General features: G+C 68.8%; 19 protein-coding genes. 16 read left to right on the forward strand and 3 right to left on the reverse strand.

Going from position 1 to position 21,453, the window contains the following annotated elements:
• Positions 1-56 precede the first annotated feature (56 nt).
• Both Q8K49_RS06605 and Q8K49_RS06610 read left to right on the forward strand, forming a co-directional pair.
• On the forward strand, positions 57-2,066 hold the full coding sequence (locus Q8K49_RS06605; RefSeq protein ID WP_305304944.1) for a TonB-dependent receptor: 2,010 nt from the start codon (positions 57-59) through the stop codon (positions 2,064-2,066).
• 314 nt (positions 2,067-2,380) lie between these two features.
• Positions 2,381-4,441, forward strand: a complete 2,061-nt coding sequence (locus Q8K49_RS06610) for a TonB-dependent siderophore receptor (protein ID WP_305304945.1) — start codon at positions 2,381-2,383, stop codon at positions 4,439-4,441.
• 37 nt (positions 4,442-4,478) lie between these two features.
• Here the strand turns inward: Q8K49_RS06610 and Q8K49_RS06615 are convergent, their stop codons facing one another.
• Both Q8K49_RS06615 and Q8K49_RS06620 read right to left on the reverse strand, forming a co-directional pair.
• A complete protein-coding gene (locus Q8K49_RS06615; RefSeq protein ID WP_305304946.1) occupies positions 4,479-4,979 on the reverse strand; it encodes a group 1 truncated hemoglobin in 501 nt (166 codons plus the stop codon).
• Between the two features lies 1 nt (position 4,980).
• A complete protein-coding gene (locus Q8K49_RS06620; RefSeq protein ID WP_305304947.1) occupies positions 4,981-5,874 on the reverse strand; it encodes a DUF3034 family protein in 894 nt (297 codons plus the stop codon).
• Between the two features lie 168 nt (positions 5,875-6,042).
• Between Q8K49_RS06620 and Q8K49_RS06625 the strand changes: the two genes are divergently transcribed.
• Both Q8K49_RS06625 and Q8K49_RS06630 read left to right on the forward strand, forming a co-directional pair.
• The gene (locus Q8K49_RS06625; protein ID WP_305304948.1) at positions 6,043-6,660 is read left to right on the forward strand and encodes a methylamine utilization protein; all 618 of its coding nucleotides are present in this window, start codon (positions 6,043-6,045) and stop codon (positions 6,658-6,660) included.
• Positions 6,657-8,933, forward strand: coding sequence for a bifunctional diguanylate cyclase/phosphodiesterase (locus Q8K49_RS06630; protein WP_305304949.1), 2,277 nt, complete (start codon positions 6,657-6,659; stop codon positions 8,931-8,933). The genes Q8K49_RS06625 and Q8K49_RS06630 overlap by 4 nt, the downstream gene beginning before the upstream one ends.
• Here Q8K49_RS06630 and Q8K49_RS06635 read toward each other — a convergent pair.
• Positions 8,924-10,141 carry an NAD(P)/FAD-dependent oxidoreductase gene (locus Q8K49_RS06635; RefSeq protein ID WP_305304950.1) on the reverse strand — a complete coding sequence of 406 codons (1,218 nt, stop codon included), beginning with the start codon at positions 10,139-10,141 and terminating at the stop codon, positions 8,924-8,926. The genes Q8K49_RS06630 and Q8K49_RS06635 overlap by 10 nt on opposite strands.
• A gap of 150 nt (positions 10,142-10,291) precedes the next feature.
• Between Q8K49_RS06635 and Q8K49_RS06640 the strand changes: the two genes are divergently transcribed.
• The 12 genes from Q8K49_RS06640 (at position 10,292) to edd (ending at position 21,439) form a co-directional block, all read left to right on the forward strand.
• Positions 10,292-10,474 carry a hypothetical protein gene (locus Q8K49_RS06640; RefSeq protein WP_305304951.1) on the forward strand — a complete coding sequence of 61 codons (183 nt, stop codon included), beginning with the start codon at positions 10,292-10,294 and terminating at the stop codon, positions 10,472-10,474.
• Positions 10,475-10,517: 43 nt separating this feature from the next.
• Positions 10,518-10,835: a YerC/YecD family TrpR-related protein gene (locus tag Q8K49_RS06645; protein WP_305304952.1), complete on the forward strand. Its 318-nt coding sequence runs from the start codon at positions 10,518-10,520 to the stop codon at positions 10,833-10,835.
• Between the two features lie 10 nt (positions 10,836-10,845).
• Positions 10,846-11,727 carry an ATP phosphoribosyltransferase gene (gene hisG, locus Q8K49_RS06650; protein ID WP_305304953.1) on the forward strand — a complete coding sequence of 294 codons (882 nt, stop codon included), beginning with the start codon at positions 10,846-10,848 and terminating at the stop codon, positions 11,725-11,727.
• Positions 11,727-13,034: a histidinol dehydrogenase gene (hisD, locus tag Q8K49_RS06655; RefSeq protein ID WP_305304954.1), complete on the forward strand. Its 1,308-nt coding sequence runs from the start codon at positions 11,727-11,729 to the stop codon at positions 13,032-13,034. Before hisG ends, hisD begins: the two co-directional genes overlap by 1 nt.
• The gene (hisB, locus tag Q8K49_RS06660; RefSeq protein WP_305304955.1) at positions 13,031-14,464 is read left to right on the forward strand and encodes an imidazoleglycerol-phosphate dehydratase HisB; all 1,434 of its coding nucleotides are present in this window, start codon (positions 13,031-13,033) and stop codon (positions 14,462-14,464) included. The genes hisD and hisB overlap by 4 nt, the downstream gene beginning before the upstream one ends.
• Complete coding sequence (hisH, locus tag Q8K49_RS06665; RefSeq protein ID WP_305304956.1) at positions 14,461-15,063, forward strand: imidazole glycerol phosphate synthase subunit HisH; 603 nt, start codon at positions 14,461-14,463, stop codon at positions 15,061-15,063. Before hisB ends, hisH begins: the two co-directional genes overlap by 4 nt.
• On the forward strand, positions 15,060-15,785 hold the full coding sequence (gene hisA / locus Q8K49_RS06670; protein WP_305304957.1) for a 1-(5-phosphoribosyl)-5-[(5-phosphoribosylamino)methylideneamino]imidazole-4-carboxamide isomerase: 726 nt from the start codon (positions 15,060-15,062) through the stop codon (positions 15,783-15,785). The genes hisH and hisA overlap by 4 nt, the downstream gene beginning before the upstream one ends.
• Complete coding sequence (gene hisF / locus Q8K49_RS06675) at positions 15,782-16,549, forward strand: imidazole glycerol phosphate synthase subunit HisF (RefSeq protein ID WP_305304958.1); 768 nt, start codon at positions 15,782-15,784, stop codon at positions 16,547-16,549. The genes hisA and hisF overlap by 4 nt, the downstream gene beginning before the upstream one ends.
• 172 nt (positions 16,550-16,721) lie before the next feature.
• A complete protein-coding gene (hisIE, locus tag Q8K49_RS06680; RefSeq protein WP_305304959.1) occupies positions 16,722-17,360 on the forward strand; it encodes a bifunctional phosphoribosyl-AMP cyclohydrolase/phosphoribosyl-ATP diphosphatase HisIE in 639 nt (212 codons plus the stop codon).
• A gap of 14 nt (positions 17,361-17,374) precedes the next feature.
• Positions 17,375-18,835, forward strand: a complete 1,461-nt coding sequence (zwf, locus tag Q8K49_RS06685) for a glucose-6-phosphate dehydrogenase (protein ID WP_305304960.1) — start codon at positions 17,375-17,377, stop codon at positions 18,833-18,835.
• Positions 18,828-19,547: a 6-phosphogluconolactonase gene (pgl, locus tag Q8K49_RS06690; RefSeq protein ID WP_305304961.1), complete on the forward strand. Its 720-nt coding sequence runs from the start codon at positions 18,828-18,830 to the stop codon at positions 19,545-19,547. The genes zwf and pgl overlap by 8 nt, the downstream gene beginning before the upstream one ends.
• Positions 19,547-21,439, forward strand: a complete 1,893-nt coding sequence (edd, locus tag Q8K49_RS06695; RefSeq protein WP_305304962.1) for a phosphogluconate dehydratase — start codon at positions 19,547-19,549, stop codon at positions 21,437-21,439. Before pgl ends, edd begins: the two co-directional genes overlap by 1 nt.
• Positions 21,440-21,453: the final 14 nt, after the last annotated feature.

The raw sequence follows: 21,453 nt of genomic DNA on the forward strand, positions 1-21,453 counted from the left end.
TCGTTCGGCCCAGTTGGCAATCCCGTCTATGGGTCTATGTCCTAGTGTAACCTTTCATGCTGCAGTTCCCCCCGCCTGAATTGCCGGAGATCGTCGTCACCGGCGCGCGCCTGCCGCCCGCCGCCGGGGAGGCCGCGTTCGCGGTCATCCGGCTGGCCGAAGCCGACCTGAAGGCCGAACAGCGTCTCGACGAAGCCCTCGTCTCCGTCCCCGCCGTCTCCTTGTTCCGTCGCACCTCAAGCCTGTCCGCCAATCCGACCACCCAGGGGATCAGCCTGCGCGCCTTCGCCCCGTCCGGCGCAGGACGCACCCTGGTCACCCTCGACGGCGTTCCGCTGAACGACCCCTTCGGCGGCTGGGTGATCTGGTCGCAAGTCCCGACCGAGAGCCTGTCCAGCCTCGACATCGTGCGCAGCTCGGGGGCCGGTCCTTATGGCGCAGGCGCCCTGACCGGCGTCATCAGCCTGCGGGAACGCGACGAAGGCGCCGTGCTGGACGCCTCGGTCGCCGACGACGGCAGTCGTCTGTCCGCTTCCGGCGCAACAGCCTTCGGCCCCGTCCGCCTGGTTGCCTCCGGTCTGTACGAGACCCGCGACGGCTATGTCCCGGTCCGGGGCTCCGCCGCGGGCGCCGCTGACACGCGGCTCGACCTTGAGGTCCGCAGCATGGCCCTGCGCGCCGACTTGCCGATCGCCGACGCCGTGATTTCCCTGCGCGCCGCCGCCTTCCAGGAAGAGCGCGGCTCCGGCCTCGCCGGCGCGCGAGCAATCGCCAGCGGAAACCTGCTGTCCGCGACCACCGCTGTGCAGCCACGTGCCGACCGCCTCGGCTGGCGTCTCCAGGCCTGGCGCCGCGAGACCGATCTGGCCAACACCTCCGTCGCGGTCTCCGCCGACCGCGCCACGACCACGCCCGCTAACGACCAGTTCGAAACGCCCGCCACCGGCTGGGGCCTCAACGCCGCCCTGCGCCGCACGATCGTTTCAGGCATCGGGAGGGCCGAATGGGAGTTCGGCGCCGACGCCCGCTTCAACGACGGCGAGACCCGTGAGCGGTTCCGCTTCATGGCCGGCGCCTTCACTCGCGACCGGATCGCCGGGGGCGAGACCTCGGTCGTGGGCGCCTATGCGGAGGGATCGTCGTCCGTCGGCCCATGGCTGATCGCCGGCGGCCTGCGGCTTGACCAATGGCGCAACGAGAACGGTCGCCGGCTGGAGCGCGACCGCGCCAACGGCCTGCCGACGCTGAACGAGACCGATCCGGACCGCTCGGGCGAAGTCGTAAGCGCCCGCCTGGGAGTCCGGCGCGAGATCGGTGCGGGACAGGCTCTGCGGCTGGCCGCCTACACCGGCTTCCGTCCCGCCACCCTGAACGAGCTGCATCGGCCTTTCCGCGTCGGCAACGACCTGACCGAAGCCAATGCCGCGCTGGAGCCCGAGCGGCTGACCGGTGTCGAGGCCGGCTGGGCATGGACCGGCGAGCGCGCGTCGCTGACCAACACGGTGTTCTGGAACCAGATCGACGCGGCCATCGTCAATGTCACCATTGGTTCGGGCCCCGGCGTCTTCCCCCGCGCCGGCTTCGTGCCCGCCGGCGGCGTGCTGCGCCAGAGGATGAACGCCGGGACCATCGAAGCCGCAGGGCTCGAGATCGACGGGCGGCTCGAGGTCGGGGAAACCCTGTCCCTCCGCGCGGCCGTGTCGATCACGGGTGCCCGCATCGACGGCGGCGTACGGGCCCCCCAGCTGACCGGCCTGCGACCGGCCCAGGCGCCGGAATGGAGCGCCACGGCCGGCCTGGACTGGCGCGCGACCGACCGTCTGACACTGGCTGCCGACCTGCGCCACGAAAGCCGTCGCTTCGAGGACGACCTCAACAACCGCGTGCTGGAGGCGGCCACGACCGCCGACGTCCGCGCCGAATGGGCGCTGAGTTCTTCCGCCCTGATCTGGATCGCCGCCGACAACCTGTTCGATGCAGACGTGGAAGTTTCTGAAACCGCCACCGGCGTTGCCGGCTTCGGCCCGCCGCGCACCTTCAGCCTCGGCGTCAGACTGTCGCGCTGATCCAGCCTTGGCGCGCTGGTCACGGGGCCGCGCCCCACGCGCCCGCTCCGCCGCCTTGGCGCGGGCGGGGACGCACCCGCCTTCGACCGCTGGCGTCTGGCCGAACGCAGCCATCTGAACCCCCGCAATCCGGCGGCGAGGCCTGGCTGACGGCCTTCGAGCCCGTGGGCCACGCGCCCGTGAGGGTCGCCGGCCAGCCCGCCCCGGCAGCCGCAACGGCCTACCCGACAGAAACCGGTCAGATTGTCCTTGCGAATGAGAATGTGTCGCATTATGAAGCCCCACCTTAGCAAAAACCCAAAGACGATAAATCCATGCGCGTGCTTCTGACTTCGACGGCGATTCTCCTGACATTCCCCGCTGTCGCGATTGCCCAGGACCGGCCGGCCAGTCTGGAAACGATCACTGTGACCGGCCAGACCCGCGGCTATATCGCGATCGACTCGGTGACCGCGACCAAGACCGACACCCCTCTGATCGATGTGCCCCAGAGCATCACTGTGGTGACGCGCGAGCAACTGGACGACCAGGCGCTGCACAGCCTCGGCGACGTCCTGCGCTATGTGCCGGGGACCACGGTCGGCCAGGGCGAAGGCAATCGCGACCAGATCACGTTGCGCGGCCAGAACACCACCGCCGACTTCTTCCTCGACGGCGTGCGTGACGACACCCAGTATTTCCGCGGCCTGTACAATCTCGAGCGGGTCGAGGTGCTCAAGGGCCCATACGCCCTGATCTTCGGGCGCGGCGGCGGCGGCGGCATCATCAACCGGGTGCAGAAAACGCCCAGCGCGAGCGGGATGTTCGCCGGCGGCCGGGTCAGCGCCAACAGCTTCGGCGCCTGGGACGTGTCGGCCGACGTCAACGCCCCCATCAGCGACATGGCCGCCTTCCGCATCAATGCCGTCTACGAGAACCTCGACAACCACCGCGACTTTTTCGAAGGTGAGCGATACGCGGTGAACCCCTATGTGGCAGTCAACCTCGGGGCCGGCTGGCGAGCCGGGCTGTCGTACGAATACGTCAACGATGACCGCGTCGTCGATCGGGGTGTCCCCTCGCTGGCCGGAGCGCCTCTCGGGGGCTATCGTGATCAATTCTTCGGCGTCCCGGGCGTAAACCGCACCACGCTGGAGGCCAATATCGTCAAGCTCCGCCTGGACGGCGTGCCGGCGGACAATGTCGAGGTCTCGACCACGGTCCTGTATGGCGATTACGACAAGGTCTACACCAACGTCTTCGCCAGCGGCGCCGCCACGGCGCAGAACGGGACGGTCCAGCTGGCGGGCTATACGGACCCCACCACCCGCCAGAACCTGCTGGTCCAGAGCAATCTGGTCTGGGACGTCCGGAGCGGCGACGTCGGTCACAAGGTGCTGTTCGGCCTCGAATACGGCGACCAGGACTCGACCAATCGACGCCGCAACGCCGCGCTGTCCAACACAACTTTCGACCTCGCCAACCCCGTGTTCCCGAGCGTCAGCTTTCCCGCGGTCAACCGCAACACGGTTTCGAACGTCGAATCGGTCTCGGCCTATGTGCAGGACCAGATCAGCCTCGGCGATCATTTCGAGATCGTCGCCGGTCTACGGTACGATCGCTTCGACATCACCGGAAGCGACCTGCAACCCAATCCGGACCGCCCCTTCGCCCGTACAGACGACAAGGTCTCGCCGCGCCTCGGCCTGATCTACAAGCCGCAGTCGAACGTCTCGATCTACGGCAGCTACAGCCAGTCATTCCTGCCCCGTTCGGGCGACCAGTTCCTGACGCTGTCGACGACCGAGCAGAACCTCGAGCCCGAGGAATTCACCAATCACGAGGTCGGCGCCAAATGGGACATCCGTCCTGACCTGAACGTCACGGCCGCGCTGTTCCGGCTGGACCGGACCAATGCGACCACGCCTAACCCGCTGAACCCAACGGTGACAATCAACGTCGGTGAGACCCGCACCGAGGGGTTCGAACTGGCCGTCACCGGACGATTGCTGCCGAACTGGCAGATCAGCGGCGGCTATGCCTGGCAAGACGCGCGGCTGCAGGGGAACGACTCGGTCCGCCTCGCCCAGACGCCGAAACAGCAGGCCAGTTTGTGGAATCGCTATGACGTCAACCCCCGCCTGGGCTTCGGTCTGGGCGTGATCCATCAGTCCAGCCAGTTCGCGGCGATCCGGACGACCGCGGCCACCACCCGCCTGCCCGCCTTTACCCGCGTGGACGCCGCCATCTTCTACGAGGTCAGCCACACGGTCGATCTGCAGCTGAACATCGAGAACCTGTTCGACACGAGCTATTTCTCGGATGCGCACAACAACTTCAACATCTCGCCGGGCGCCCCGCTGAATGCCCGGCTGACGCTGAGCGCGCGATTCTGACCGACCGGGATGCGCACTGGCTCTGGCTGATCCGCCCCTATCGCGTGACGACGTCCCGCCGCATCGGCGCCAGCCTGGCCAGGAACCGGTTCTGGGTCCGGAACGGCACGCCCTCGGCGTCCATCGCGGCCTGCAGATGCTCGACCAGCGCGCCCATGTCGGCGGGCTGGAGGCCGATGTCGTCGTGCGCATCCTGCATCGTCCGGCCGGAATAGGCGCAGCCGCCGTTGAGGATGTAGCAGAACTGCTCCTTCAGGGTCCGGCGCAGCCGAACCATGTCGGTGGCAGTGAATATCCCCGCAATGCGAGGATCGTCGACCGAGCGGTCCAGCAGGCCGTCGACGATCCGGTCCGAACCTTCGCGGCCATGGAAGGCCTCGAGCATCTCCGTGCCCTCGAAGGGGCCGGCGCCGGCGTTGGCTTCGGCAACCACATAGGGATCGACCGCCTCCTCGCCCGGCCGATGCGCCGGATCCTGCGCCATGGCGGGAAGTGAGAATGCCGCGACGGCGGCGGCCAAGGTCAGTTTGCCGATCATGTCAGAAGCCCGCCTGGAGGGAGAGGTAGAGGCCGCGCTGGTCGTCGAGGGTGGCGATCGAGCCCAGGTCCGCCCAGGCCGCCGTCACCGACAGATGTTTGTTGATCGCCCAGGCCGCATAAACGTCAAACCAGTCGTCCTCTCCGGCGAAGGACAGGTTGTCCGGCTTGGTCCGGTATTCAGCTCCGATCACCAGATTGCGGCTCAGCAGCCAGCCGACCGAACCCTCGAACTGGGCCTCATGGTCGTCATTGGCGTCGCCCCCAAAGCCCAGCAGGCCGGTCTGGTTGGCGTTGGTCCAACGCACCGCGCCGCTGACCAACACGCTCTCGGCCAGGAACAGTTTCGACGCCGCGATGAAGTAGTCTGTACCCTGATCATCCTGCCCGCCGACGGCGGCGATGACCGCGCCCTGATCGTTGGACTTGTGCTGCAGGCCGATCGCGATCTGGGGGACCCAGGTGTCCTGGTCATAGACCGCGTCGCCCGTCAGCCGGACCTTCACCCCGATCACGTCCTGGGTGAAGGTGAAGCCTTGACCCAGACCCAGCAGCGCGCCCGTATCGCCAGTGTCGAACTCCTGCCGCGCCGCTGACAGCTCAACCCGGTCCCACAGGCCGACCGCCACGCCCGCGGTGCGAAACTGATACTCGGGCAGATTGAGGATGGTGACGTGGGCGTTGCCGCCGATCCCGTCTTCCTCGCCATAGCCCGTGATGGTCGCCCAGGTGGACAGCCCGCCGCCGCCCGATCCCTCGATGGTCGAGACTCCGCCGGTCAGCAGCAGCTTGCCGCCGCTGCGTGAGTCCGGGATGAGAGACTGCGCCTCGGCGGCGCCGGCGATCGCGGCGATCGCGGCTATCGAAATCGCAAACGCCCAAGCACGGCAGGTCATCGTCGTCCCCGGTTTGGTTCCCTGCCTGGATAGGAAAACACGATTAAGCCGAAGTGAATTCCGAAGCAGATGGCATTAATATATCTATGGTTGTGTAATTCGCCGCCATAATCAGGGCGCGTATTTGGATTCACTTCGATTTCATCTTGTTTTTGTACGACTTGAGTAATGCGTGTTCTCTTTGCCTTCATCGCGGCGCTAGTTGTGTGTTCCCCGGCGATGGCGGGCGACCTGACGGTCAGCGTGCGCGACGCCGCCGGCCGGCCCGTGCAGGACGCGGTCGTGACCGTGCACCCCGCCGCCGGAGTGCCTCGCGGCGCCATCCGCTTCGCCTGGCCTCTGCGCATGGCGCAGCAAGACCTCCAGTTCCAACCCTATGTCCTGGTCGTACCGGTGGGCGGGACGGTCTCCTTCCCCAATCTCGATCGGGTCCGCCACCAGGTCTATTCCTTCTCGCGTGGCAACCGGTTTGAGCTTCAACTCTACGGTCGTGACGAGAGTCGCACCCACACCTTCGCCGCCGTCGGCGTGGCGGCCGTTGGCTGCAACATCCACGATCAGATGCTGGCCTATATCAAGGTGGTCGACACGCCTTGGGCGGCCAAGACCTCGGTCGACGGCGACGTGACCCTGCGGACGATTCCCGCCGGCGGAGCGACCCTGCGCGTCTGGCATCCCCGGCTCGCCGGCCGCGGCAATGAGATTTCCCGGCCCCTGACCATCGCGGTCGCCGCCGGCCGAAGCACCGTCAGCGGCGATTTTAGCGCCCGGGCAGCCGTACGGTGAGCGCGACCCGTCTGGTCAGCCTGGTCCGTTTTCGTAACCTGCGGACCCGGCTCACCGTGATCTACATGGGCCTGTTCAGCCTCGCCCTGCTGCTCGCCGCGGTGGCCGTCGTCACCGCTGTCACCAACAGCGCCCGACGCGTGGTGCGCGATGAAATGGCCGCCGCCGGCGCCGTCTACAGCCAGCTCTGGAGCGCGCGCTCCAGCCAGCTGCAGCAAGGCGCGGGCGTTCTGGCGCAGGACTATGGGTTCCGTGAGGCCGTCGCCACCAACGATGAAGCCACTGTTCGGTCGGCGCTGGACAATCTGCGCGCCCGCCAGCGGGTCGATGGGGCCCTGATCCTCGGCATCGACGGCCATGCAACGAGCACCGGTCTGGCATTGGACGACGCCGCCCTCGACAGGCTGTTCACCGGGCTGGAGTCCGGCCGGATCGAATCGGGCGTTCTGGCCATAGACGGACAAGCCTTTCAGGTCGTGGCCGCTCCGGTGAATGCCCCGGTCCTGATAGGCTGGGTCGTGTTCGCCGAGCGGCTGGACGCAGCCCAGATGCGCAATCTGGAACAGTTGTCGGCCATCCCCCTGTCGGCCGCCGTGGTGCTGAACAGCACCGCAGACGAGAGGCGTGAGGGGCCGATCACCGTCCAGTCTCCCGACGGTCCTTCCATGCGGCTCGACCGTCCCCTGCCCAGTTTCGACACGGCGGCGCCCGCCGACCTGGTCCTGACCTATCCGCTGAAGCGCGCCATGCGGCCCTATGAGGCCCTGTTCTGGTGGCTGGCCGCGATCGGCGTCGCCGGTCTCGTCCTGCTGATGGGCGGCACCTGGGCACTGTCGCGGGGCCTGACCCGCCCGATTACCGCCCTGGATGACGCCGTGCACCGGCTGCAACAGGGCGATTATGTCGAGGCGCCGGTGACTTCCGCGGACGAGATCGGTCGCCTGGCCGCCAGCTTCAACGCCATGATAGGCGACCTCAAGGATCGTGAGGCAAGGCTGACCCACATGGCCCTGCACGATCAGGAGACAGGCCTGCCCAACCGCCTGTCGCTGGAACGCCAGGCCGGCGCCCAGGTCGACGCCTGGGTCGTGTTGTTCGGGGTCGACCGCTTCGAGGTGGTCCGCAACGCCATCGGCTATGATTCCATGGCCCGGCTTCTCGCCGCGCTCGGCCGCCGGCTGTCCGCCCTTGCGGACGGTGCCCCGATGGCCCGCGTCGGCGCCGGGGCCCTGGGCCTGGTGATCGCCGCCGCCGACGAAGCCGAGGCCGTCGCCGCCGCCACTCGACTGGCCGAAGCGGCCCAGGCGCCGCTGACGATCAACGGCGCCCCGGTCGACATCGCCCTGACCGCCGGCGTCGCCGGCCGGGGTGCGCCGAGTTCCGACCTCGCCTCGCCCGTCGACCGCGCCGCTATCGCCGTCGATCAGGCCCGCGCGGCCCGTCGGATGGTCGCCGCCTTTGACGAGGCCGCCTACGGCGATCCCGGCGACAACCTGTCCCTGATTTCCGAGCTGATGACTGCCCTGCACGACGGTGATGTCACGCTGGCCTATCAGCCCAAGTACGATTTCCGCGCCGAGCGGATCACGGGGGTCGAGGCGCTGATGCGCTGGTCCCATCCGCGCCGCGGCTTCGTCCCGCCGGACCTGTTCATCGGCATGGCGGAAGAGACCGGCCACATCCGCCCCCTGACCGAATGGGCCATCCGCCGCGCGATCGCCGACCAGAAGACCATGGCCGCGGCCGGCCATGTCCTGACCGTCTCGGTCAACATCTCCGGCCGTCTGCTTTCCGATGAGAGCTTCGCCGATTTCGCCTTGGCGGAAGTCGTCGCCTCAGCGGCTGATCTGTGCTTCGAGATCACCGAGACGGCCGTCATGGACAACCCCGAACTGGCCCTGCACATCATCGCCCGCTTCGCCGAGGCCGGCATCGCCGTCTCGTTGGACGACTACGGCGCCGGCCTGTCGTCCCTGACCTATCTGAAGCAGATCCGGGCCGACGAACTGAAGATCGACAAGAGCTTCATTCTCAGCCTCGACCAGTCGTCGCGCGACGCCCTTCTGGTCAAGTCGACGATCGACCTGGCTCACAGCCTGGGCCTGAAGGTCACGGCGGAGGGCGTCGAGACGCCGACGGCGCTCGCCCTGTTGCGCGGCATGGGCTGCGACCTGGCCCAGGGCTATCTAATCGGCCGGCCTGTGCCGCTCGCCGTGCTGACCGAAAACCTGGCCTCGCCGACCACTCAAACAGACCTCGCACGTCAGGCCTGAGCCACCGCGACCTCTTTCATCGACACCGACAGGTCGGCCAGTCTCACGGCGTCAACCGCCTGCCCCCGCGAGATCATCAGCCGTCCCGCCATGAACTCCGCCGGAGCGTTGACCGCCTCGACGCAGACGAGGCGGTCTCCGGCCAGGTGGAAGACGGCGAACGCCCCGCCCTGGACATCGCCGCGCACGACCTGACGATCCGCCCCGTCAGGCAGGCCCGCAATCTGCAGCTTCACCTCATACTGGTCGGACCAGAACCACGGGACCTCGGGCGTCGGCGTCGGGCGGCCGGTGATAGCCGCCGCCGCCTGTTTCGCCTGCTCCAGCGCATTGGGCACGCTCTCCAGTCGATGCCGCCGCCCGCCGTGGACCGGAATCGGCCGGAACGTCATGTCGCCGATGGCCCAGATGGCCGGGTCCGAGGTCCGCGCCGCCTCATCGACCACCACCCCTTTTTCGCAGGCCAGCCCTGCCGTCCGCGCCAGCGCATCGTTGGCCAGCGCCCCGACCCCGACCAGCACCGCATCCGCCGCGATCAGCCGGCCGTCGCCCAGCCGGACGCCGCCGTCCTCGAACGCGACCACGTCCGCCGAGGTGAGCACCTCAACCCCATGCGCCCGATGATGGCTGGTGAAGAAGGCCGACAGGGTCTCTGACGCCACCCGCGCCAGCACCCGGTCCATTCGCTCGATGACCACCGCCTCGGCCCCCAGCGCCCGCGCCGAGGCCGCCGCCTCCAGCCCGACATAGCCGCCGCCGACCACTGCCAGCCGTCTGCCCGGCCGCACCGCCGCCTTCAGCCGTTCTGCATCCGCCAGCGTCCGCAACTCCAGCAGATCCGGCCGGTCAGCGCCCGGGAGGAGCAGCTTCCGCGCGGTCGATCCCATGGCCAGGATCAGGGCGTCGTAAGTCTCCACGGTCCCATCAGCAAAGGTCACGGTCCGCGCGGCCCTGTCGATCGCCGTCGCCGTCATGCCCGTGCGCAGTTCGATGTCGTGCTCGGCGTAGAAGAGCTCCGGCCGCAGCAGCAGAGCCTCCAGATCGGCCTCGCCCTTCAGCCAAGCCTTGGACAGGGGCGGCCGCTGATATGGGGCCGCCGGCTCCTCGCCCGCCAGCACGATCGGCCCCTGGTGCCCATACTGCCGCAGCAAGGCCGCCGCCGTCCCGCCGGCATGGCCCCCGCCAATGATGAGCACCTTGTGAATCATCCAGGCTCTATATCGGATTTTTCCACCCGCTCATCCTTTCCAGCGCGGCGCCTGCGGCCGTCACAACACAGGCGAGAAAAACCTGGACTCTCCGTGAAACCATTCTGGCAGGTCCGGGTTCGTGAGCGGTAACCGACACAGGCGTTTAGTATGACCACCGTTCCGGAGTCCCGCTCGTTTTCCGATGACGACGCGATGGCGGTCGCGGAAGCCTTGAAGTGGCAGGCCGCGTCGGCCCGCGCCGCCGGTGCGAAACATTGCGCTCGCCTGATCGACCAGCTGGAAGATGCACCCCCTACAGGCGGCAATGACGGCGCGACGCCACCGGGTTGAGGCCCCTTGACCGTTCCACTGTTACAGCATAGTGGAACGTACCATGATCGACACCTTGCCCCGCAACGCCGCCGCTACGGCCATCAGCCGCGTCGCCCTCTATGACGCCCTGCTGTCGCTGAAGTCGCGCCACGAGGTCGATGCCTTCCTGGCTGACCTGTGTACGCCTTCCGAGATGCGGGCCTTCGCCGAGCGGTGGGAGGTCGCCCGCCTGCTTGACGCCGGCGGCAAGTCCTATCGCGAGATCGCCGCCGAGGCCCAGGCCAGCCCGACCACCGTCGTCCGCGTCGCCCGCTTCCTCAGGGAAATGCCTCATCAGGGCTATCGCCTTGTGCTGGACCGCCTGAAACAGAAAGTCTGAGTACCCCGTCATGAGCACTGTCCAGGGCCGGTTGCGTATCGCCGTCCAGAAATCCGGCCGTCTGTCCGAACGCAGCCTCGACCTCGTCCGCGACGCGGGCCTGCGCGTGGTCAAGGGCAACAACGACCTGCTCTACCGGGTCGAGAACTACCCCATCGACCTGCTGCGCGTACGCGACGACGACATCCCCACCTTCGTGGCCGACGGCGTCTGCGACCTCGGCATCGTCGGCGAGAATGTGCTCGAGGAAGTCCGCAACGGCGGGCCGGTCGCCGAAGTGCTGATGCCGCTCGGCTTCGGTCGCTGCACCCTGAAGATCGCCGTGCCGCCGACCCTTGCCTATGACGGCCCGGCCTCGCTGGACGGCCTGCGCATCGCCACCTCCTATCCGAGGATCCTGCGCCGGTTTCTGGATGCTCAGGGCGTCTCCGCCGACATCGTCACCATGCGCGGCGCAGTCGAGGTCGCCCCCCGACTCAAACTGGCCTCCGCCATCTGCGACCTCGTCTCCACCGGCGCGACGCTCGAGGCCAACGGTCTGGCCGCAAAGGAGACGGTGCTGGACAGCCAGGCCGTGCTGATCAAGTCCCCGGTCGCGCCGGAGCCCGGACTGCAACACCTGCTGGACAGCATCATCGAGCGGATGGCCGGCGTGGTGTCCTCCCAGGGGGCCAAATACGTCATGCTCAACGCCCCCCGCGAAGCTCTGGCCGAGATCACCGCCATCCTGCCCGGCGCCGGCGCCCCGACCGTCATGCCCCTTGCGGGCCGCGACGACGCCGTGGCCGTGCATGCTGTCTGTCAGGAAGCGGTCTTCTGGGAGACGCTGGAACGGCTCAAGGCCGCCGGCGCCTCGGCCATCCTCGTCCTCCCCATCGAGAAGATGATGTGATGCGCCGGATTGATTGGAGCGCGCTCGACGCCGCGGGCCGCCTTGAGGCCCTCGCCCGCCCCCGCCGCCGCACCGAGGCGCGCGTCACCGACACGGTGCGCGAGATCATGGACGATGTCCGCACGCGCGGCGGCGCGGCGGTCACCGACTGGAGCCTCAAGCTGGACGGAGCCGCGCCGCGCCGTCTGGTCCTGACCTCCGAGCGCGTCGCCGCCGCTCGCGACGCCCTGCGCCCCGCCGACACCCGGTCCATCCGCATGGCCGCCGAGAACATCCGCATCTTCCACGAAGCGACCCGGCCCGAGGACACGCCCGACGTCGAGATCGTCCCCGGCGTTCGCTCGCGCCTCGTCTGGCGACCCCTGCGTTCGGCGGGTCTCTATGTCCCCGGCGGCTCCGCGCCGCTGTTTTCGTCCCTGCTGATGCAGGCCATCCCCGCCGCCGTCGCCGGGGTCGGCCGCCGCGTCGTCGTGACCCCGCCGTCGCCCTCGGGCGAGCCCCACCCCGCCATGATCTTCGCCGCCGCCGAGGCCGGACTCGAGGACCTCTGGCTGATTGGCGGAGCCCAGGCCATCGCCGCCCTGACCTTCGGGGCCGAGCTTGACGACGGAGTCATCGCGCCTTGCGACAAGCTGTTCGGCCCCGGCAACGCCTGGGTCGCCGAGGCCAAGAAACAGGCCGCCGCCCGGCCCGGCGGTCCCGCCGTCGACATGCCGGCCGGTCCGTCAGAGCTGCTGGTCATCGCCGACCGCGACGCCGACCCCGAGATCGCCGCCGCCGACCTGCTCAGCCAGGCCGAACACGACGCCGACGCCCAGGTCATCCTCGTCTCGGAAAGCCGGGCCAATATCGACGCCATCCTCGCCGAGGTGGACTACCAGCTTGAGACCCTGCCCCGCGCCGACATCGCCCGCGCCTCCCTCGCCGAGGGCCGCGCCATCCGGGTCCGCGACGTCGCCGAGGCCTGCGAGGTCGCCAATCTCTACGCCCCTGAACACCTCGCCCTTCAAACGGTGGACGCTGAGCAGCTGATAGCCCACATCGAGGCCGCCGGCGCCGTCTTCGTGGGGGCCTTCGCCGCCGAGACCTTGGGCGACTACGCCGCCGGCCCCAGCCATGTCCTGCCCACCGACGGCGCCGCTCGCACCATGGGCGGCGTCACCACGGCCAGCTTCATGACCTCCATGGCGGTCCAGGCCGTGACCGAAGCCGGCGCCGCCGCCCTCGCCCCCATCGCCGCCCGCCTCGCCCGGCTCGAGGGGCTCGAGGCCCACGCCCGCGCCGCCGATCTGAGGAGCGGCGCATGAACAACCTGCCCGCCCCCTTCTCGCCCCTCGTTTCCGGCGGTGAGGGCCTTGACCGTTATCCGACTGAGCCGCGCGCCCTCGCCGCCCGCATGGCCGAAATCTACGGCGTCCCGACCGACAACGTCCTGCCGGTGCGCGGCGCGACACACGGCTTCGAGCTCATCTTCCGCCTCGCCGCCCGCCAAGGCGGCGCCGTCTCGACACCGGAAGGCGAGCCGTTCGTTACCCTGCGCAATCTTTTTCCGGCGCCGAGCGGCCGCCAGTCGCCGGTCGCCGTGATCACGACCGCGGGCTGGCCGCTCGACGTCATCCTGCGCGACGCCAGAAAGATCGCGCCCGCGCTCTGCGTCGTCGATGAAGGCGCCATCGAGTTCGCCGATAGTCCGTCCACGGCCGCCCTCGTCAGAGAGGCCCCCAACCTGGTCGTCGTGCGCAGTCTCTCGCTAGCCTACGGCCTTGTCGGCGCCCGTGTAGGCGCCATGATCTGCGCACTCGAAACCACTGCCGCCCTAAGGAGCGTGCTTGAGCCTCATGCCCTGCCGGAGCCTTCGGTGCGGCTGGCCATGCAAGCGTTGGACCCGTCCCGTCTGCGCGAGACGGAATCCCGGATCAGCAGGGTTCGCGAGGAGCGCGCGCGCATGACCGCCGCGCTGGACGGCCTCATGCGTGTCGGCGGCCTCCCCGGACCGTCCCTTCGAGTGCAGCCAAGTGGCGTGGAAGCGGTCACCGCCCGACTGACTGCGCTGGGTGTGCCGTTCCAGATCGACGACGCCCTGTCGGTCCCGGTGTTCGAACGGCGCGAGCTCAACGACCGCACACTTCTGGCGCTCGGTGTAGAGAGTCCGCCCTCGCGCACCCACCGCACCGGCCAGGCCGTCCGCGACACGAAGGAGACCCGCATCGTCTGCGCCGTCGATCTCGACGCGACCGGCCCGGTCTCCATCGCCACCGGCGTCGGCTTCTTCGATCACATGCTGGAACAGGTCGCGGCCCACGGCGGCTTCTCCTTGCGGCTGGCCTGCGAAGGCGACCTGCACACCGATCCGCACCACACCATCGAGGACTCGGCCATCGCGCTCGGCCAGGCCCTGAAACAGGCGCTGGGCGAACGCCGCGGCATTGCCCGCTACGGCTTCGTCCTGCCGATGGACGAGGCCAACGCCTCGGTCTCGATCGACCTGTCCGGCCGCCCCTTCCCGGTGTTCGAGGGGACCTTCGCGACCCCCTTCATCGGCGACTACCGCACCGACCTGACCGCCCACGTCTTCCGCTCGCTGGCGGAACACCTCGGCGCCGCCATCCATGTTTCGGTGACGGGCGACGACGACCACCACAAGACCGAGGCCGTCTACAAGGCCTTCGGCCGCGCCCTGCGCCAGGCCATCCGCATTGAGGGCGACGTCGTACCGAGCACCAAGGGCGTGTTGTGAGCGAGGTCACCGTCCTCGCCTATGGCGCCGGCAACACCGCCTCGGTCCGCTTCGCCCTGGAGCGGCTCGGCGCGACCGTGCGCCTGACCGACGACCCGCTCGCGGTGACGGAGGCCGAGCGGCTGATCCTGCCCGGCGTCGGCGCGGCCTCCTATGCCATGGCGCGTCTGTCGACGCTGGATCTCGTCGAACCGATCCGAGCCTTTCCCCGCCCGCTGCTGGGCATCTGCCTCGGCCAGCAACTGCTGTTCGAGACCAGCGAGGAGGGCGAGCCCGTCCCCCTGCTGGGCCTGATCCCCGGCGCCGTCCGCCGGCTTGATCCGGGTCCCGGCCTGACCGTGCCCCACATGGGCTGGTCGCGGTTGTCAGCCGTCCGTCCCGACCCCTTGCTCGACGGCGTCGAGGACGGAGCTTACGCATACTTCGTCCATGGCTTCGTCTGTCCCGACGGACCCGCGACCGTCGCCCGCGCCGACTATGGCGGCCCTGTCCCTGCCATGGTCCGCAGCGGGCAACGCTGGGGCTGCCAGTTCCACCCCGAGCGCTCGGCCGCGACCGGGGCCCGCATCCTCGCCAACTTTCTGGACCAATCGGCATGATCATCTACCCCGCCATCGACCTGCGCGACGGCGCCTGCGTGCGGCTGATGCACGGCCGGTTTGATCAGGTCACCCGCTACGATGACGACCCTGCTGCCCGCCTCGCCGCCTTCGCCGCGGCGGGCGCGACCTGGGCCCATATCGTTGATCTCGACGGCGCCGAGGCCGGCCGTGCCGTCCAGCACGCCCTGATCGGCGATCTCGCCCGCGCCATCGACATCCGCATCCAGTCGGGCGGCGGGGTGCGCTCCGTCGACGACGTCGCCGCCCTTATCGACGCTGGCGTAGCCCGGGTCGTGGTCGGCTCGCTGGCGGTGTCGCAGCCGGAAACCGTCGCCGACTGGTTGCGCCGGTTCGGCCCGGACCGCATCACCCTGGCCATCGACGTCAAGGCTGACGGAGACAGTTGGGTCCCGGCCCTGAAGGGTTGGACCGAGGCTGCCCCCGTCGACCTCTGGGCCGCGCTGGACCGCTACCCACCCGGCCTCGCCCGCCACCTGCTGGTCACCGACGTCGGCCGCGACGGCGCCCTGACCGGTCCCAATCTCGACCTGCTGGGCCGGATCGTGCGCTGCCGCCCCGACCTGAAGGTGCAGGCCTCAGGCGGCGTCGCCTCAGTCGCCGACCTGACCGCCGCCGCCGCCCTCGGCTGCGACGGCGCCATCGTCGGCCGCGCCCTCTACGAGAACCGATTCACCCTCGAAGAGGCTTTGGCGGCATGACCGCGCGCCGCATCATCCCCTGTCTCGACGTCAAGGACGGCCGGGTGGTCAAGGGCGTGCGCTTCCAGGGTCACACGGACATGGGCGACGCCGCTGACCTCGCCGCCCGCTACCGCGATCAGGGCGCCGACGAACTGGTCTTCTATGACATCACGGCCAGCCCGGAGGGCCGCACCCTCGACTATGGGTGGGTCCGCGACATCGCCCGTCTGCTGGACATCCCCTTCAGCGTCGCCGGTGGCATCCGCTCGGTCGATCAGGCCGCCCGCTGCCTCGACCACGGCGCCGACAAGGTCTCGATCAACTCCCCCGCCCTCGAACGCCCCGAACTCATTGGCGAGATGGCCGAGCGGTTGGGCGGCCAATGCGTTGTCGTCGGCGTCGATTCGAAACGGTCCGGCGACGACTGGGTGGTCCATCAGTACACCGGCGACCCCACCGCCAGCCGCGCCGCCGGCCGCCGCACTCTCGACTGGATCGTCGAGGCCCAGACCCTCGGCGCCGGCGAGATCGTGCTCAACTGCATGGATGAGGACGGCGTCCGACGCGGTTACGACATCGCCCAGCTGGCCGCCGCCCGCGCCCGCCTGACCATCCCCTTGGTCGCCTCGGGCGGCGCCGGCGCGGCGGCGCATTTCCTCGACGTGTTCGAACAGGCCGACGTCTCCGGCGCCCTCGCCGCCAGTGTTTTTCACACCGGGGCGCTGGCGATTCCCGACCTCAAGGCGTTCCTGCATCAGGCAGGACAGGAGATTAGATTGTGATCATACAAAGACACCTTCCCCCCTCGCGGGGGAAGGGGGCCGGCGAAGCCGGTCGGATGGGGGTGCTTGTTCCGCCCGCAGTCTGTTCAGGGATGAGCCAACTGGATGTGGCGGTGTCTCACCCCCCATCCGCCTCGCTCCGCGAGCCACCTTCCCCCGCAAGGGGGGAAGGATGCTGAATCCCGACCAACTCGATTTCGACAAGTCCGGCGGCCTGATCCCCGTCGTGGTCCAGGATGCGGCTACCTTGCAGGTTCTGACTCTGGCCTACATGGACCACGCCGCGCTCGAAGAGACGGTCGCCTCGGGCGAAGCAACCTTCTTTTCGCGCTCGCGCGGAGGCCGCTGGCGCAAGGGCGAGACCTCGGGCGACCGGCTGCACGTCGTCTCCCTCACTCCCGACTGCGACGCCGACGCGCTTGTCCTCAAGGTCCGACCCATCGGCAACGCCTGCCACCTGAACCGCATCAGCTGTTTCGGCGAAGAGGACGCGCCAGGTCTCGGTCGGTTGGCCCGGTTGGAGGCGACCATCATCGAACGCGCCGCCGCCGACCCGTCCGAAAGCTTGACCGCCCGTCTGCTCGCCGAGGGCGTCAAACGCGTCGCCCAGAAGGTCGGGGAGGAGGGCGTCGAGACCGCTCTCGCTGGAGTCGCAGGGCCGGATTCGGAACTGGCGTCAGAGGCCGCGGATTTGGTTTATCATCTGATGGTGCTGCTTCGTGCGCGTCACATGGTGTTTCAGGACGTCCTCGACGTCTTGGCCCAGCGGGCGGAAGCGGCCAGACACAAACCCGGTCCAGCCGGGACCTGAATGAAGGAGAGCGCATGGCGGCCCTGGTGCTGTTCGGCGGCGGCGGCGACCTCGCCATGCGGATGTTGCTGCCTTCGCTCTATTTCCTCGAGCACGACGGCCTGCTGCCCGACGGGCTGAAGATCATCGGCGCGGCCCGTTCGAACGAGAGCCGGGATGAGTACGTCGCCAAGGTCCGCGCCGCGGTCGAGGGCAAGGCGATGGCCGACGAGGCGTGGTCAGACCAGGCTTGGGCCCGCATGGAGGCCCGCCTCGACTATCTGGCGGTCGACGCCACCAGCGCCGAAAGCCTGAAGCCGCTCAAGGACAGGGTCGGCGAGGGCGCCTGCACCTCATTCCTTGCGGTCTCGCCTTCGCTCTACGCCCGCATCGTCACGGCGATGCGCGCCTCCGGCCTCGCCGAGGCTGACGATCGCGTGGTGCTGGAGAAGCCGGTCGGACGAAATCTGGAGACCTTCCGCGAAATCGACGATGCGGTGGCCGATGCCTTTTCGGAACAACAGGTCTTCCGCATTGACCACTATCTCGGCAAGGAGACGGTTCAGAACCTGATCGCCCTGCGCTTCGGCAACACAATCTTTGAACCGCTTTGGAACAGCCTGTCGATCGACCACGTCCAGATCACGGTCGGCGAGACGGTCGGCGTCGGCGACCGCTGGCCCTATTACGACGAGTACGGAGCATTGCGCGACATGCTCCAGAACCACATGCTCCAGCTGCTATGCCTCGTGGCCATGGAGCCGCCGTCCGACCTCGACCCGGACTCGGTGCGCAATGAGAAGGTCAAGGTCATCCGCTCGCTTCGTCCGGTAACGCACGAAGAGGTCGAACGCGTCACCGTGCGGGGCCAGTACGTCGCCGGAACCAGCGAGGGCAAACCCGCCACCGCCTATGCCGAGGAACGCGGCCAGCCGTCGGACACCGAGACCTTCGTCGCCATCCGCGTCGACATCGACAATTGGCGCTGGGCCGGCACCCCCTTCTTTCTCCGCACCGGCAAACGGTTGGCCGAGAAGCGGACCGAGATCGTCATCCAGTTCAAGCCGGTGCCCCACTCCATCTTCGACCATGGCGCGCGCGGGGACATCCAGGCCAACCGGCTGGTGATTGAACTTCAGCCCGAAGAAGACATCGCCCTGTCCGTGATGAACAAGAGGCCGGGCCTGGACCAGCAGATGCAACTGCAGCCCATCCAGATGTCCCTGTCCTGGGGCCAGGGTGACAAGGACGCCAAACCGCCCCGCCGCCGCATCGCCTATGAGCGGCTCTTGCTCGACGCCCTCGCCGGCGACTCCACCCTCTTCGTGCGCCGCGACGAGGCGGAACAGGCGTGGAAATGGGTCGACGAGGTCTCCGACGCCTGGCGCGGCGCGGCCTTCAAGCCGAAGCAGTACGCCGCCGGGTCCTGGGGCCCGCCCGAGGCCGACCTGCTGATGTCGCGGACGGGGCGGGAATGGAACACCGGCCATGGGTGAGAGCCCACCGGCCATCGAAACCTTCGCGGACGGCGGCGACTGGGCTGACGCCTGCGCCGCCCGCCTGACCGACGCCCTGGCCGCCGCGCTCGCCGACAGTGGCAAGGCGGTCTTCGCCGGTTCGGGCGGCTCTACGCCCGCGCCCATCTACCGCCGCATGGCCCAGACAAACCTTGACTGGTCCCGCGTTGCGGTCACCCTGATCGACGAACGCTACGTCCCCGAGACCTCGCCCGAGTCGAACGCCGCCCTGCTGAAGCAAACCCTGTTGACCGGCCCGGCCGCCGCCGCGCGGTTCGTGCCCCTGTTCCACCCCGCCGTCACCGTCGATCGCGCCGCCGCCCTCGCGGCTCATGCCCTCGCGGCCGAAGGCGGCAAATTGGACGCCGTCCTTCTCGGCATGGGGGAGGATGGCCATATCTGTTCCATGTTCCCCGACAGTCCGACCCTCAGGACCCTGCTCTCGCCCGCGCTCCGACCCACCGTCCTCGGCGTGCCGCACGGCCGCGACGGCGCCGCGCCCAGCCTGGAGCGGCTGTCGATCAACCTGCCGTATCTGATGACCGCCCGCCGGGTGGTTCTGGCCCTCACCGGCGCCCCCAAGCGCGCCGTGTTCGAGCGCGAAGCCGCGGGCGACCCGCCAACGCAGCCCATCGCGGCCCTGATCGCCGCCAAGGCTCCGCTCGACGTTCTGTGGACGGAGAAAGCGTGATGCCGAAACTGCACCCCGTCGTCGCGGCAGTCACCGCCCGCATCGTCGAACGCTCCAGGGCGACTCGCGCCGACTATCTGCGCCGCATGGACGCCGCCCGCTCATCCGGCGCCGGCCGCGCCAAACTGTCCTGCGCCAACTGGGCCCACGCCTTCGCCGGCGCCCCGGTCAAGGACAAGCTAAACGCCATGTCGGGAACCCAGCCCAATGTCGGCGTGGTCACCGCCTACAATGACATGCTGTCGGCGCATCAGCCGTTCGAACGCTTCCCGCAGATCATCCGAGACGCCGTGCGCGAGGTGAACGCCACCGCCCAGGTCGCCGGCGCCACGCCCGCCATGTGCGACGGCGTCACGCAAGGGCGCCCCGGCATGGACCTGTCGCTGTTCAGCCGGGACGTCATCGCCATGTCCACCGCCGTGGCCCTGACCCATGACGCCTTCGATGCCGTGGTCTGCCTCGGCGTCTGCGACAAGATCGTTCCCGGCCTGTTCATGGGGTCGCTGGCCTTCGGTCACCTGCCCGTGGTCTTCGCCCCCGCCGGGCCCATGCCCTCAGGCATCCCCAATTTCGAGAAGGCCCGCGTCCGCGCCGAATATGCGCAAGGACGGGTCGATCGCGCGACCTTGCTCGAGAGCGAGATCGGGTCCTACCATTCGCCGGGCACCTGCACCTTCTACGGCACCGCCAACTCCAACCAGATGATGATGGAGTTGGGCGGCCTGCATCTGCCCTCGACCGCCTTCGTCCATCCAGAGACCGGCCTGCGCGACGCCCTGACAGCGGCGGCGGCGAAACGCGCGGTCGAACTGGCCCGGAGCGGTCAGAGCCGGATGGCCGACGTCATCTCCGAGAAGTCCGTGGTCAACATGATCGTCGCCCTGCTGGCCACGGGCGGCTCGACCAACCACGCCATCCATCTGGTCGCCATGGCGCGCTCGGCGGGCGTACTGATCGACTGGACCGACATGGACCAACTGTCCTCGGTCACACCGCTGCTGGCCCGGGTCTATCCCAACGGTTCCGCCGATGTGAACGCCTTCCAGGCCGCCGGCGGCGTGGCCTTCGTCGCCCGCGAACTGGCCGGAGCCGGCCATATCCATTCCGACGTCGTCACCATCATGGGCGAGGGCATCCACCACTATTTCCAGGAACCGATGCTGATCGACGGCGGATTGGTCTGGAAAGACGGCGTCACGGAAAGTCTGGACACGGACATTCTGCGCCCCGCCTCGGATCCCTTCGATCGCGAAGGCGGCCTGCGCCTCGTCCAGGGCGACCTCGGTCGGGCGGTGATCAAGGTATCCGCCGTCAAGCCGGAGAACCGCATCGTCGAGGCGCCCGCCGCCGTGTTCGAGACCCAGGAGGACGCGCTGCAGGCCTTTCAGGACGGCAAACTGGACCGCGACGTGGTCGTGGTGCTGCGCTTCCAGGGCCCCCGCGCCAACGGCATGCCCGAACTGCACAGCCTGTCGCCGGCTCTCTCCGTGCTTCAGGACAAGGGCTTCAAGGTCGCCTTCGTCACCGACGGCCGCATGTCCGGCGCCTCGGGCAAGACGCCCGCCGCCATACATGTATCGCCCGAGGCCCTCGCCGGTGGCCCCCTGGCCCATGTCCGCGACGGCGACATCATCCGCCTCGATCCCGAGGCGGGAGTGCTGACCACGATCGGCGTCCCCGACCTCGCCGCCCGCCCGGCCGCAACCCGGACCCCCGCCCACGCCACGGGCGCCGCCTGGGGCTATGGCCGCGAACTGTTCGGCGCCTTCCGCCAGCTGGTGGGACCGGCCGAGGCGGGCGCCTCCATCTGTTTCGCCTCGCCCACCGGCGCGGCCGGATACGCCGACGCCCCACCGGACTCCAACTTCGTCGATCGCACGGTGGACGCCTGATGGCCGCCCTCAAG

The sequence above is a fragment of the Brevundimonas sp. genome (assembly GCF_030682035.1).
GTDB lineage: Bacteria > Pseudomonadota > Alphaproteobacteria > Caulobacterales > Caulobacteraceae > Brevundimonas.